The organism is Lacticaseibacillus styriensis (assembly GCF_030770295.1).
Classification (GTDB): domain Bacteria; phylum Bacillota; class Bacilli; order Lactobacillales; family Lactobacillaceae; genus Lacticaseibacillus; species Lacticaseibacillus casei.
In genome coordinates, this window is sequence record NZ_CP132483.1 from 1,696,373 (window position 1) to 1,710,110 (window position 13,738).

Genomic DNA, 13,738 nt, shown 5'->3' on the forward strand with positions numbered 1-13,738 from the left:
ACCATCATACCTAATTGCGCGGTAAATTGCGACTGATGATTAGCGAATCTCAGCAGCCAAATCTGATGCTAACGCAGACTTAACACGATCGAACGCTTGCGTCACTTCGTCTTCAGTCAGCGTCTGGTCATCCCGCCGATAAGTCAGCGTGTATGCCAAGCTCTTTTGGCCTTCAGCAACGTGTTCACCTGCGTAAACATCAAAAAGTTTAACCTGCTTGAGATAGGCACCGCCGTGTTGCCGGAAAACGTCCATCACTTGTGCATTCGTGACTGTTTCGGCGACCTGAAGTGCAATATCGCGCGTAACGGCCGGGAACTTCGGCGCCGGTTGGGCAATCTTTTCCTGTTTTGGAGCAACGAACAAGGCGTCAAGATCCAGCTGAAAGACAAACGTCTCTGGTAAATGGTTGTCATGCTCAAATGCGGGATGCAGGCGCCCTAAGAAGCCAATGCGCGTGTCGCCAACAAAAACATCGGCAGCTTGACCCGGATGCAGTTCGGCCACTGCCTGCGTTGCCGCAAACCGTACCGGCTCTGTCAATGAATAATCTTCAAGCAAGTGGGTGACAATCCCTTTGACATAAAAGAAATCAACGGGACGGGCATCCTGGTTCCAAGTCTTGGTCGTCACCTGACCAGTCAATGCACCACCTAGGTACTCGATTTCAGTCGGGCGAACCTGATTGCCGGTTTTGGTAAAAATGCGGCCCTGCTCATAAATCGCCACATTGGTTTCTTTACGGGCCTGATTGTATTTAATGACATCTAATAACCCAGTGACCATGTTCATGCGTAACACAGCGTGATCGGTTGTCATCGGCGAATCAACCTGAGTTGGCTTGCCTGGTTGCAATTTGAATTGCTCAGCCGCTTTGGCAGTGGTTAAGCCATAAGTGATCGCCTGCGTTAAGCCCAACCCTTCAAGAAGATGCCGCGTCCGCCGAATCCGTTTCTGCTTCGGGGTATATTCCCCAATCGTCATGGTTGTCGTTGGTAAGGTACTTGGTAAATTGTCAAAGCCATAAATACGCGCAACTTCTTCAACCAGATCCGCTTTAATGTGGATATCCCAGCGGCGTGGCGGAACCGCAACCGCAAAAAGACCGTCCGCAACTGTGACGCCAAAACCTAACTGGCGAAAAATGCCGGTTACCTGGTCTTCTTGCAGATCGGTGCCTAAGACGTGATTGATGTGGTCTAGTGAGATATCTACCACCACATCCTTGGCTTCAACAGCAGTCGGACCCAAAGTGCCTTTAGCCGATTGACCGCCACCCAATTCAGCCATCCAAGCGACGGCAGCATCCAACGCATGATTAATATCAGCCAGATTGATGCCTTTTTCGAAGCGGGAAGACGCCTCTGAGCGCAGATTATATTTCAACGCGGTTTTCCGCACATTGACCGGATTAAAGCTAGCCGCTTCAACGACAACGGTTGTGGTGGTTTCGGAAATTTCCGAATTCAAGCCGCCCATGACCCCGGCCAAAGCAACCGGCACCTGACCGTTCGTAATGACGATATCGCGATCATCCAGTTCATGTTCCCGACCATCCAAGGTAGTTAACGGCTCACCGTTTTTGGCACGGCGGACTTCGATGTGTTGGCTGCCGAGTTTGGCATAATCAAACGCGTGCAGCGGCTGACCATATGCCAACATAATCAGATTCGTGATATCGACAATATTATTAATTGGTCGAACGCCGGCATTCCAGAGACGCCGTTGCAACCAGAGTGGACTTTCTTTGACCTTAACATGATCAATAACCCGCAGCTGATAGCTCGGTGCATCGTGGGCATCTTTGACTTCCGCACTTAGATAGTCGGCAATCGACTTTGTGCCCTCGGTTAACGGTTTCTCGTCAAAATGCGGTTTTTCGGCATAGGTGGCACCGACCTCCCACGCAACGCCGTGCATCCCTAAAGCATCCGCGCGGTTAGGGGTAATTTCAAAATCCAAAATGGCATCATGCATGCCTAACGCGGCTAAGGCATCACTACCTGGCTTCAATGGTTCGTTGAAGACATAGATGCCGTTTAAATAGGACTTCGGCACCACATTTTCGTTAAAGCCGATTTCCTGAAGCGCACAAATCATCCCGAGGCTTTCTTCGCCGCGCATTTTGCCTTTTTTAATTTTGACATTGTCCGCAATCCGCGCACCTGGCAGTGCCACAATGACCGTTTGTCCTGCAGCGACATTAGGAGCACCGCAAACAATCTGCCGCGGATCCGCTTCGCCGACATCCACTTCACAAAGCTTGAGATGATCGGAATTCGGATGCGGCTTACTTGTCAGCACTTTCCCGACCACAATTTTTTTCAATCCGGCGTCAGGGTGCTTAACCCCATCAATTTCTATCCCGGTTCGGGAAACCTTGTCGGCCAGTTCTTCTGGTGAAACCGGGACATTGACGAGTTCTTTTAACCAATCATATGAAACGTTCATCTTAACCCTCCTGACTGAACTGCGTTAGGAAGCGCAAGTCGTCTGTATAAAAGCTGCGAATATCGTCAATGCCATATTTCAGCATGGCAAACCGATCCGGACCGAGGCCAAATGCAAAGCCACCATAGACATCGGCATCAATCTTAGCTGCCCGCAGAACATTCGGATGCACCATGCCGGCACCGAGGACTTCAATCCACCCGGTATACTTGCAAACCGGGCAGCCCTTGCCACCGCACCGGAAGCAGGAAACATCAACTTCGACAGACGGTTCCGTGAATGGAAAATAGCTCGGACGTAACCGAATCGTTCGATCAGCGCCAAACACGTGCTGACACATGGCCAGTAAGGTGCCTTTGAGATCAGCCATGGTAATGTGCTTATCAATGACTAATCCTTCCATTTGGTGAAATTGATGGCTATGCGTGGCATCGTCATCATCGCGACGATAAACCACACCCGGACTGATCATCTTCAACGGCCCCTTACTGAAATCATGCTTTTCCATGGTCCGCGCCTGCATCGGGCTCGTCTGTGATCGCATCAGCAATTCATTGTTGATATAAAAAGTTTCCTGCATATCACGCGCCGGATGGTCCTTGGGAATGTTCATCATTTCAAAGTTATAATGATCTTCCTCGACTTCCGGGCCACTCAGCACTTGATACCCCATGCCCATGAAGAAGCTTTCAAGATCGTCCATGATTTGGATAATGATGTGCGGCGTACCAGCAACAACCGGGTCGCCCGGCAATGTCACGTCAATGGTTTCCGACGCCAATTTGGCATCAATAACCGCCTGTTCCAGTTGCGCTTTGCGGGCTTCAATCGCGGCACTCAACTCATCACGAATTTTGTTGGCAAATGCACCGACTTTTGGTCGTTCATCGGCTGCAAGATCCTTCATCCCACGCAGGACGCTGGTGATCGGACCTTTTTTCCCTAATAGCTGCACGCGAATCTGATTCAAGTCATCCAACGAATTGACTTCTTTGATGCGCTCGTTGTTTTGTTGAAAAAGTTGTTCGAGCTTGGTTTGAAAATCCATATTTTTCCTCCTCGATTACTGACTGCAAGTGGCATTTTTTTATGCGTTTTGAAGGCATAAAAAAAGTCCCTCTTCAAAAGGGACGAAGCGTCGCGGTACCACCCTTGTTCATGGTCACACTGATCCATGCACTCAACAAGGTAACGGCCAGGCCGGAGCTTTCTAAGTGTTGCCACCTCAAAAGTCAACTCGGAAAGTGAAGACAAACATTTTGGTAACAGACGTCTCGCAGTCTTATGAACGTCACTCCCTGTCTTACCAGCCTGTTTGGGCTTTCGTCATGGTTTTTATGTTTTTAGATAAAACAAGCTTAGCAAATTGAGCGCTGACGTCAAGAGCTGATTTTTTAACTGGCTCCTGTTAAAAAGAAAAAACGCGTGAATTACGCGTTTTTCTGAGTCTCATTGGCGTGGCACTCTTCATCCGTAACCCAGGCATCGCCCCAAGCGTGTGCCGCTGCCATCACCGAATTCAAAGCCCGGCCTTTATCTGTCAGTGCATATTCGATTAACGCCGAATCCTTATGGGTCAAACGATTGATCAAGCCTTCGCCCTCAAGTTCTTTCAGACGCTCAACCAAAACCCGGTCTGAACAACGCGGAATCAGCTTCGCAATATCCTTGAACCGGGAATTGCCATTGTTCAATAACACTTCCAGGATCAAACCGTTCCATTTCTTGCCTAGAATTTCAAATGTATGTTGAAATTTAGGACAAAGAGCGACTTGCTGACTTTGACAATCGGTTGTACTGGTTACTGTTGCATCCACTCTACTCACCTCATTATTCCCACTTACTTACATTTAGATAGTGCTAGCATACCACACTGGCAAAATATTACAACCCGATGTATAAGAAAGTCCAGACAAACTTGGCAAATTAGCTAATAAAGTAACTCACTAGGTTCGAATGGGACGGTCTTCCCTAAAAAAGAACCGCAGATAAATATCCGCGGTTCCCGTGTGGACGGTGGCAACTACCACTGTCATATCACGATCCTAATTTAAAGCCTTTAAGTGGGTGTGGATCGGATGCCGGAGCTTGTGCATCCATGGTACGACGACCTCATCCATCGCAGCATAATCATCAACTAGAGATACAACAAAACTCTCCTTGTATTTAGGCAAGCCAACTGTTGCGCCCCACATGTGCTTGATGATGATGTCTTTTTCCATCGGTGACAATTCGGTCAGCTTCTCAGCGTTCCGTAAAGCAATCCGAGGATGGATAAAGGCATGCGTCCCCAAGTCAAACTTGGTTTTGCGCCAATCATAGTAAAACAGATCGTGCAACAAGCCTGCTCGGGCGATCGCACGAACATTCAGATGCAGCCGTTTCCCGATCAGATAGCTCTGATAGGAAACACTGATCGAGTGCTCCAATCGGTTAGAATAATGATGTTGCGGGTGTTCTGCCAGTCGCTGAACCTCAGGCTTGGCCAATAAATCAGCCACATACCCTACATACTCAGCATCCGATTGCCAATCGCGTTTTTTGCTCAAGACATCTGCTCCTTTTGTGGTTTGATGAACACACTTATAGTATAACAGCTTCCACCCCTAAAAGGCACCTTCATAATAGATTCTTAATCCCCAACTAGATGAAACATCATGATCGCTGCAGCGACCGCAACATTCAACGATTCTGCCTGTCCGCGAATGGGAATATATAAATTTGTATCGGTTTGCTTTAAAAGAACAGGATCCATACCGTTACCTTCGTTGCCGACAATCAACCCGAATTGCGCACTTGGCTGAATCTTGCGATAACTCTTGGCCTTCTCATTGAGTTCCGACCCATAAACCGGAATGCCGGCCCGTTGCAGTGCTTTGATAATCGGCATCAGCTTGGCAGAGACAATACGGACATGGAACTGACTGCCCTGCATGGCCCGCAAGACTTTTGGACCAAAAGCATCTGCCGTTCCCTGCCCGAAAATCACGGTCTTGATGCCGGCAGCATCTGCCGTACGTACTAAAGTTCCGACATTGCCGGGATCCTGAATCGCGTCTAACAACAAAAATTGCCCGCTCAAAGGATCAGGTAATTGTTCGGCCTGCCGTGGCATAACCGCAAAAATGCCTTGCGGTGTCTCGGTGTCACTGAGATGTTCCGCGACTGATTCCGAAATCTGGGTGATTTTGTCATAAAACGGCTTGAGCGCGCGGTCATCCAAATATTGTTCGGTTGCATAAATATCGTAAGGCGTCTGACCACTCGCCAGCGCCTCCTGAACCAAATGACGCCCTTCCAATAAGTAACGTCCGGCATCTTTTTGGTGTTTCTTAACGGTTAATTTTTTAGCGGTCTTGATTCTGTCGTTCTTAGGTGATGAAATATATTCCATAAAATTCTCCTTCTGGCGCCAATGTTCGGCGATGTTTACAGTTGCCAACAAGTTCATTTTTAAAAATCAAACTTTAGTCCATTGTCGCCGCACTCATAAGCCTTATGCTACACTAGTATGGACTGTGGAGAAAGCGCGGATAAGGACTTTAATGCTTTTTCACAGGCAGTTTTCTCACGAGATGAGCGCACCTGGAAGCTTTCTGATACTAGGTATGCGTGATAGTAAGAAAGGAAGTGTCTTTTTGGTCAAACTTGCAAAACAAATCGTCGTCCGTGGCCGGGTGCAAGGCGTCGGTTTCCGCTGGGCCACGAAGATGATTGCGGATAATCTGAACATTAGCGGCACCATCGAAAACCGCTCTGACGGCTCTGTTTTTATTCAGGCAGCCGGCGAACCGCTTAATCTGGCAAAATTTGTCGCCCAGGTTAAGGCAGGTCCTAATCCTTATGCTAACGTTTCGACTTATGAAGAGAAGCCCTTGGAAAACATTCCAGACTTCCATGGTTTTCGCGTCACCGGTTGAATCCGTTCAGCCCATACAGTATAGTTAAACCCGATGACATTTTGAAGGGAAATTATTCATGCACAAGTCGAAAAAAGTATTTACACTAGGAATTGTGGGCTTATTGCCCTTACTATTAGCCGCGTGTGCTCCAACCACGAAACAAGGGGTCACGCTTAAACCACCAACGGATCCATTCTTTGGCACTTTTTATAAAGTCATTGGGCTGCCACTTCAGCACTTGATGGAGTGGATTGCCGGGTTTGTCGGCACGACCAGCAGCTACGGGATTGCGATTATCGTGATCACCTTACTGGTCCGCTTAATCGTGTTACCGCTCATGTTACGGCAACAACGGACCATGACGGCTTATCAGGAAAAGCAAAAAATCCTCCAGCCACAACTGAAAATTGTCCAAGAAGCGACCAAAAAAGCCAAAACCCCGGAGCAACAATTAGCTGCCAATAACTACATGCGGAAAATTTATTCCGCCAACGGGACGAGTATGATTCCGTCCATGGGTTGTTTGCCGATGCTCATTCAGTTGCCGATTTTCTCAGGTCTTTACCAAGCCATTGCGTACTCACCGGAAATCTCGCGGGCAACCTTCTTTGGTATTCAACTAGGCCACTCCAATTTCATCGTCACAATTTTAGCCACCTTGCCGTATATTGTGGTCAGCTTGATCATGTTGCAGGGCGTGCCGCCGGAACAGCGAAAAGCGATGCAGACAACGGCCTTTTTGAACCCGATCATGACGTTTATTTTTTGTATGATGTACAATGCCGGCTTAGGTCTCTACTTTGGTGCTGGCGGCATTATCCTCATCATCCAGCAAGCGATTGTGACTTACATCGTAACGCCTAACATTCGTAAGCGGCTCGATGAAGAAATGGAAGAAAATCCACCGGTCATCGTTGTTAATGAACATACCTTTGATGACTGGGGCAAAGTCACTGCGACAGCTGGTGCGACTAGCGGCAGTCACCAGCCGGCAGATCCAGATGCCATCGACCATAACAAATTACGTAAGCGCAATGCCGGTAAGCAGCAGCGACCACGCAAATAAACCGATCAAATTTCTTAGTCGTCCGTTTTCCCGGGCGGCTTTTTTGATACTGTGCGCGCTCACCAAGGTGCTAAGGCAACTAAAATTTCTGATCGTAAGACAACAAAATCGGCTGCAAAGACAAATTTTGTCTCTGCAGCCGATTTTGCGTGAGAAGCGCTAACAACTTTCAGTCAACTTGGAAGTCACAAATTACTTTTAATCGTGGTATCGCTTTTTGGCGCGGCCGCTTGTTTAGCTTCTTCCTGAGCCTTAAGCGCCTTCGCTTTTGCTTCGGTAATGGTCGGCAAGTCAATTCGGAAAATGGAACCATGTCCCAACGCCGAGTCGACTTCGATTTGTCCGTGGTAGCTTTCAATTAACTGTTGGGCGATCGATAATCCGAGCCCATTGCCGCCTTTTTCCCGACTGCGAGCCTTGTCAACGCGGTAGAAGCGATTGAACACACGGCGTCGATCCTTTTCGGCAATGCCTTCGCCAAAGTCCTGCACGGCCAAAGCAACACCATTGCCACTGTTTTGCGCCATTGACACATGAATCTCTTTCCGGTTAGTCGAATATTTGACCGCATTGTCCATTAAAATAATCATGACCTGCTCTAAATGATTACGATACATGCGAACATACGTGGTCTTCTCGAGGTCATCATCTAACGTAAACGTGAAGTCGGGATGGATCATCCGAAAGTCAGCGACAACTTGCTGAACAGTTTTATGCACATCGACCACGGCATTAGGAAATTGAACATCCACTTGATCAGCACGAGTCAGATCCAGCATCTCCTGAATCAGACTCTTCATGCGGGTAATTTCCTGCAACGATGCCTTCAAAGACTCATCCAAGACCTCGGGATCATCCTTGCCCCACCGGTTCAACAGTTGCAGATGGCCTTCCAAAATGGCAACCGGCGTCCGCAGCTCATGCGAGACATCCTGTACAAATTCGCTTTGCTGATCAATATAACGTTGAATCCGATCTAACATGCCATTAAATTCAAGCACTAGGTCACCGAGCTCATCGTTGCGCTTCAACGCGGGAATGCGAACGGTGCTTTCCGGTTCCTCATTCACCACATCAATGGCATTCGTGATTAATTTAATGGGTTTTAAAAAGCGGGTTGCCAAAACATAACCAATTAGAATTGAAATCAACACCGCCGCAAAGCTCAATCCCATAATCAGTAAGGTGATTTCGTGCATGGTCGCATGGAACGCCGTTAGTTTATTCGTCACTTGTACATAACCAATTAGGTCAGACGTCGTGGCCGAATAAATTGGTGCAGTGCCTACCAGACCGTTAAAATCACCAATATGGCTCTCCTGTACCTCGGTGCCATGAACCTTGCCTAACGTGATGGGCGTATCCCGCGACTGAAAAATATTCGTGCGATCGCGCGAGAAAACCGAAACACTCACATCGGCCTGCGCCAACTTTTGAATCACCGAATCAGAAAAAATCCGCTCACGTGATTCACTCGGTGCCGGTAACGAAGGTTGATCCGACGCCGTTGTACCTTCCAACCGCGGAACAACCTGGGCAATGGTCAAATCGCCACTGACTGGGGAAAGTCGTTGGACGACAGTACTAAGCGTGTCCGTGACGGTTCGGCGCTCCTGATTCAACAGAATCTGTCGCATTGCGCCGTAAAGAATCATCGAAAAGGTGACAAAAGTGACAAAAATCCCGACACCAACCGTTACGGCCCATTTGACCTTTAACGAGATGCGGGGACTTTTCTTCTTTTGCCCGGTACTTGTCTGTTTAATCACCATTACGAGCGCATGACATAGCCGGTTCCCCGAACCGTCTGAATATAACTAGGTTCACCCGGCCGATCGATTTTGTTACGAATATAGCGGACATACACATCGACAACATTCGTTTCAACATCGGAGTTATAACCCCAGACCTTGGAAAGCAAGACGTCACGAGCCAAGACCACATTGACGTTCTCCATCAAAGTCAAAAGCAATTCATACTCACGCTTGGTCAGCTCGATAATGTCATCACCGCGCCGAACAACCCGGTTTTCCTTTTCAATCACGAGATCACGATATTTGATCGTGGTTTGTTTAGCGGTGTTGTTTTCGCCTTCGATACTAATTCGGCGTAACAACGCGCGTAACCGCGCCAACAATTCTTCGATGGCAAATGGCTTGACAATGTAATCATCGGCGCCGTGGTCCAAGCCACTAACGCGATCAATCACAGAATCACGGGCCGTCATCATGATAATCGGCGTATTCTTGACCTGTCGTACCCGTCGGCAGACTTCAAGGCCATTCAACTCAGGTAACATCAAATCAAGCAGGATGGCATCCCAGTCTTCAGCCAACGCCGCCTCAAGTCCGGTGCGACCATTGAAATGGACTTCCGTTTCGTAGCCTTCGTGTTTTAATTCCAGCTCGACAAACCGGGCAAGATTTTTTTCGTCTTCAATAATCAGTATTTTACTCATCAGGGTCTCCTTATGCTTTCTTAGTGGCACTACACACGCAACGCAACTTTATTCGTGATTTCTCATTAAAAAACGATGCTAAGCTAGTTTAGCACAGTTTTCTCATTTTGGCTATAAGCCGCGCAATGATGGGCACAATCGCCATTGAAAAAAGTTTGTTCGGTGGTTTTCTCATTTTTCAATCCGGACAGGTTCTCATAAACAGGTCCACGCTCATACTTAACCGAGTTACCCACTCGCCCAGCACTTCTCTAATTTTATTTTCATAAGCGGTCTACCGCCAATTTCCATCAAGCCATCAGCGTACATCTTTGGCTCAGCCTTTAACCCAAAAAGAGCCAATCCGGTATGTTTACGGATTGACTCGATTGATTGGTCATTAAATTTTTAAGCTTCGTGGTACCAACTATAGTGGAAAATGCCATCGCGATCGGTTCGTTCGTAAGTGTGGGCACCAAAGTAATCGCGTTGCGCCTGCGTCAGGTTAGCTGGGAGCACTGGCGAACGATAAGAGTCGTAGTAGCTGATCGCTGCGGAGAAACCCGGAACCGGCACACCGGCTTTAACGGCGAGACCAACCAGATCACGGACACTTTCCTGATAATTCTTGGCGATATTCAGGAAGTAATCGTCTAGCAATAAGTTTTGCAAGTCTGGCTTTTTGTTGTAAGCATCCGTGATGTTTTGCAAGAAGCGGGCACGGATGATGCAGCCGGCACGCCAGATCTTTGCCAATTCGCCATATTGGAGATTCCAGTCGTATTTTTCTGAGGCGAAGCGCATTTGTTCAAAGCCTTGAGCATATGACATCAGTTTGCTGAAGTACAGAGCCTTGCGAATCATTTCGATGGCTTCTTTTTTGTCGACCGAAACGTTGGCAACCGGCTTTGGCAAAACTTTACTTGCTGCCACCCGTTCCTGCTTCATGGCACTGATGTAACGAGCATATACGGATTCGGTGATCACACTCTGCGGAACGCCCAATTCAAGCGCTGATTGTGATGACCATTTACCCGTGCCTTTATTACCGGCACGATCCAGAATCACGTCAACAATTGGTTTGTCGCTGCCAAGATCGTCCTTGCGGGTCAAAATGTCGGCTGTAATGTCAATGAGATAAGAGTCCAGTTCGCCTTTATTCCAGTCACTGAAAATGTCGGCAATTTCTTTAACATCCAAGCCAAGCAGGTTACGCATCAAATTGTAACTTTCAGCGATAAGTTCCATATCGCCGTATTCGATGCCGTTATGCACCATTTTGACATAATGACCGGCACCATTTGGCCCAATGTAAGTGACACATGGTGCGCCATCGTCAGCTTTTGCAGAAATGGCTTCAAGAATTGGTGCAACCAGATCATAGGCTTCCTTTTGACCACCAGGCATGAGGGAAGGACCGTGCAGCGCACCTAATTCGCCACCGGAAACGCCCATGCCGATGAAATTAATGCCGGATTTGTCCAATTCGGTACTCCGGCGCATGGTATCTTCAAAGAAAGTATTCCCACCATCAATTAAAACATCGCCTTTATCAAGCAAAGGCAACAATTCTTTGATAACCGCGTCAGTGCCGGCGCCAGCTTTAACCATCATGATAATTCGGCGCGGCTTTTCGAGCGAAGCAACAAAGTCCTCGATCTTATAACTTGGTACCAACTTCTTATCTGGATGCTCGTCAACAACCGCCTTGGTCTTACTTCCGGTTCGATTGTAGATTGCAACGGTATTGCCGCGGCTTTCAATGTTCAAGGCAAGATTCTTACCCATTACAGCCATACCGACAACGCCGATTTGTGGTTTATCCATTACGGAAACCTCCTCATTAATTTCAACATTTACTCCATTCATGTTAGCAGAAACAGCCTTGATTTAACAGTCTTCAGAAGCCTTCGCAGGCAGGTAAAATGTATTATTTTCAAGTTAGCCAAGTTCGGACTGAGTGACCAGGCAAATAAAAAAAGCAGTGCCCGACTTATGCCAGTGAGCACTGCTTAATTCATGATTAGAACCTAGTATCTGTTCATATTTTATCATGCAGGTTTGCCTGGCGCTTTTTAGCAACAAGCGTACCCATCACGATTCATCCTGATCCGGGAACATCCCCTTCAACTTTGCAAAGGGATTATCTGCCTTCTTTTCTTCTTCTGTCCGCTTCTTGTATTCATCTTCGGCGAGCACTTCCCATTCATCTCCGGCAGGCATATCACCGGTGGCTGCTTCTTCCGGTGTGAGCACCTGCATAGGAATACTGAGCAACAAATGATCCTCGACCGCTGGCAAAAGATCAAGCTCGGATTCTTCGAGGGGCATCAGGATTTCGCCGTCTTCATACTGATCCGCATGGCCTTCATCGGTTAAATAGATTTCGCTAAAAGTAAAGTTCTGCGGCATGGTCACCGGTTTCAGGCTGCGGGTGGACGGCACCACGAGCGTACCGGTCAGATTAACACTGACCAGAAAATCGCCGCGATCATACAACACATCCCCACTCACCTGAATGGGACTCACATCAAGAATCTCCGGATCGCGATCCTGCAGATCATCCTTGACATCTAACGTGGTACTGAAGTGTAACGGTTGCTCATCATGTTTCATTAATTCCTGAATGGTCCATTTCAACATGGCAGTCTCCTCCTTAAAAATACATGCGAAAGCCTAGGACCTTCGGATAAAAATCGATTCATACGCCTCACATGAGTGGCGGTCGACCATAATTCTGTTCGACGCCACCAATGGCTGTGATTAATCGATCCGCGCGATGGGTCATGGCCAAGACCCCATCCGGTGCAAGCATATCAGCACTGACACGTGTGAGCAAGGGGTAAGCCAAGTGGTGTTTGACAGTGCGCAGATATTGCCGGCCAGTCGGTGTAAAACCAAGGACATGCAGTTGTGGCAGGCGCCGGGCTTTCGCAACAGCAGCGGTTGTCATATTGAGTGTGATGGCTAAGGCAAGCCGGCGCAATCGGGCATAGGTATAGCGCTTTGACTTAACCCGGTGTAAAAATTCGGTCATATCATGAGCATCATCAATCTGCTGGGTGAACCGATATTCCAACCCCTCTGCCATCGTCGCCACTTGCCGCAACTCAGCTAAATCAGCCGTTTGCAGGCGATATTTTAACCACGGGAAAAATTGCGACCAGCCATATTGCGGTTGCTCAGCATAAACCGAAATCAAATCTGCTGGCACAATACCTGTGATGGGCTCCCCTTCCCGCAAGTGTTGTCGCACCGCCGACGCACTGGCAAGATTGGCTTTGATCTTCTGGTCATCATGCCCAACACCCTGTCGGCCGAAAGGGTAAAGCTGCATCGGCGCCTGTAATGCCAAAACCGCTTTGGCATAGCTCAAGCCCAACATAAAGTTTGGGTCCGTCTGCGTAATCCCCGCCACCTTCGCATAGGCAGCATTCAGCTGGGTCGCGTAAGTCTGCGTATAATCGGCAAAACCCGGGTCCGTGATATCAGTCGACGCCAATTGCCGGGCAAGATCTAAATAATCTAACTCAGGGTGTTCGGTACCAAATGCCAGTGCCGGTACATGCAATGCTGCTAAGGCTGACACACCGGCTTGCGCGAATTGATCGGCCGCTTGAACGGCACCGGTCACCGGTAATTCAAGCACGATATCGGCGCCATGAGTCAGTGCCGCCTCTGCACGTACCCACTTATCAAAAATCGCCGGTTCCCCACGTTGCACATAATTGCCTGACATGACCACCACGACGACATCTGCGTGCGTTAAATTTCGCGCTTTAGCCAATGCAAAAGCATGGCCTGAGTGAAACGGATTAAATTCCGCAATCATGCCAACAGCTTGCATACGCACCTCCAGAATCGCCTTCGTCAGTCAAATCA

Annotated in this window: 12 protein-coding genes; 2 read left to right on the forward strand and 10 right to left on the reverse strand. The window is 48.2% G+C overall.

Annotated features, from left to right (window positions below; translation table 11 throughout):
• Positions 1-39 precede the first annotated feature (39 nt).
• The 5 genes from pheT to LACSTY_RS08170 form a co-directional block, all read right to left on the reverse strand.
• A complete protein-coding gene (gene pheT, locus LACSTY_RS08150) occupies positions 40-2,451 on the reverse strand; it encodes a phenylalanine--tRNA ligase subunit beta (RefSeq protein ID WP_087912271.1) in 2,412 nt (803 codons plus the stop codon).
• Between the two features lies 1 nt (position 2,452).
• Complete coding sequence (gene pheS / locus LACSTY_RS08155) at positions 2,453-3,499, reverse strand: phenylalanine--tRNA ligase subunit alpha (RefSeq protein WP_087912272.1); 1,047 nt, start codon at positions 3,497-3,499, stop codon at positions 2,453-2,455.
• Positions 3,500-3,881: 382 nt separating this feature from the next.
• Positions 3,882-4,268 carry a winged helix-turn-helix transcriptional regulator gene (locus LACSTY_RS08160; RefSeq protein ID WP_010487928.1) on the reverse strand — a complete coding sequence of 129 codons (387 nt, stop codon included), beginning with the start codon at positions 4,266-4,268 and terminating at the stop codon, positions 3,882-3,884.
• A 228-nt stretch (positions 4,269-4,496) separates the two neighbouring features.
• Positions 4,497-5,000, reverse strand: coding sequence for an HD domain-containing protein (locus LACSTY_RS08165; protein WP_005684434.1), 504 nt, complete (start codon positions 4,998-5,000; stop codon positions 4,497-4,499).
• An 83-nt stretch (positions 5,001-5,083) separates the two neighbouring features.
• Positions 5,084-5,845 (reverse strand): TrmH family RNA methyltransferase, encoded by a 762-nt coding sequence (locus tag LACSTY_RS08170; RefSeq protein ID WP_087912273.1) that lies wholly within the window; start codon positions 5,843-5,845, stop codon positions 5,084-5,086.
• Between the two features lie 244 nt (positions 5,846-6,089).
• Between LACSTY_RS08170 and LACSTY_RS08175 the strand changes: the two genes are divergently transcribed.
• On the forward strand, positions 6,090-6,371 hold the full coding sequence (locus tag LACSTY_RS08175) for an acylphosphatase (protein ID WP_025013374.1): 282 nt from the start codon (positions 6,090-6,092) through the stop codon (positions 6,369-6,371).
• Between the two features lie 58 nt (positions 6,372-6,429).
• Complete coding sequence (gene yidC / locus LACSTY_RS08180) at positions 6,430-7,419, forward strand: membrane protein insertase YidC (RefSeq protein ID WP_049172171.1); 990 nt, start codon at positions 6,430-6,432, stop codon at positions 7,417-7,419.
• Positions 7,420-7,604: 185 nt separating this feature from the next.
• Here the strand turns inward: yidC and LACSTY_RS08185 are convergent, their stop codons facing one another.
• The 5 genes from LACSTY_RS08185 to LACSTY_RS08205 all read right to left on the reverse strand — a co-directional run bounded on the left by LACSTY_RS08185 (position 7,605) and on the right by LACSTY_RS08205 (position 13,703).
• Positions 7,605-9,191: a HAMP domain-containing sensor histidine kinase gene (locus tag LACSTY_RS08185; protein WP_162494864.1), complete on the reverse strand. Its 1,587-nt coding sequence runs from the start codon at positions 9,189-9,191 to the stop codon at positions 7,605-7,607.
• Positions 9,191-9,877, reverse strand: coding sequence for a response regulator transcription factor (locus LACSTY_RS08190; protein ID WP_003565833.1), 687 nt, complete (start codon positions 9,875-9,877; stop codon positions 9,191-9,193). The genes LACSTY_RS08185 and LACSTY_RS08190 overlap by 1 nt, the downstream gene beginning before the upstream one ends.
• A 387-nt stretch (positions 9,878-10,264) precedes the next feature.
• Positions 10,265-11,683, reverse strand: coding sequence for an NADP-dependent phosphogluconate dehydrogenase (gene gnd, locus LACSTY_RS08195; protein ID WP_087912274.1), 1,419 nt, complete (start codon positions 11,681-11,683; stop codon positions 10,265-10,267).
• 267 nt (positions 11,684-11,950) lie between these two features.
• The gene (locus tag LACSTY_RS08200) at positions 11,951-12,499 is read right to left on the reverse strand and encodes a YceD family protein (protein ID WP_087912275.1); all 549 of its coding nucleotides are present in this window, start codon (positions 12,497-12,499) and stop codon (positions 11,951-11,953) included.
• A gap of 67 nt (positions 12,500-12,566) precedes the next feature.
• Positions 12,567-13,703 carry a nucleotidyltransferase gene (locus LACSTY_RS08205; protein WP_087912276.1) on the reverse strand — a complete coding sequence of 379 codons (1,137 nt, stop codon included), beginning with the start codon at positions 13,701-13,703 and terminating at the stop codon, positions 12,567-12,569.
• Positions 13,704-13,738 lie beyond the last annotated feature (35 nt).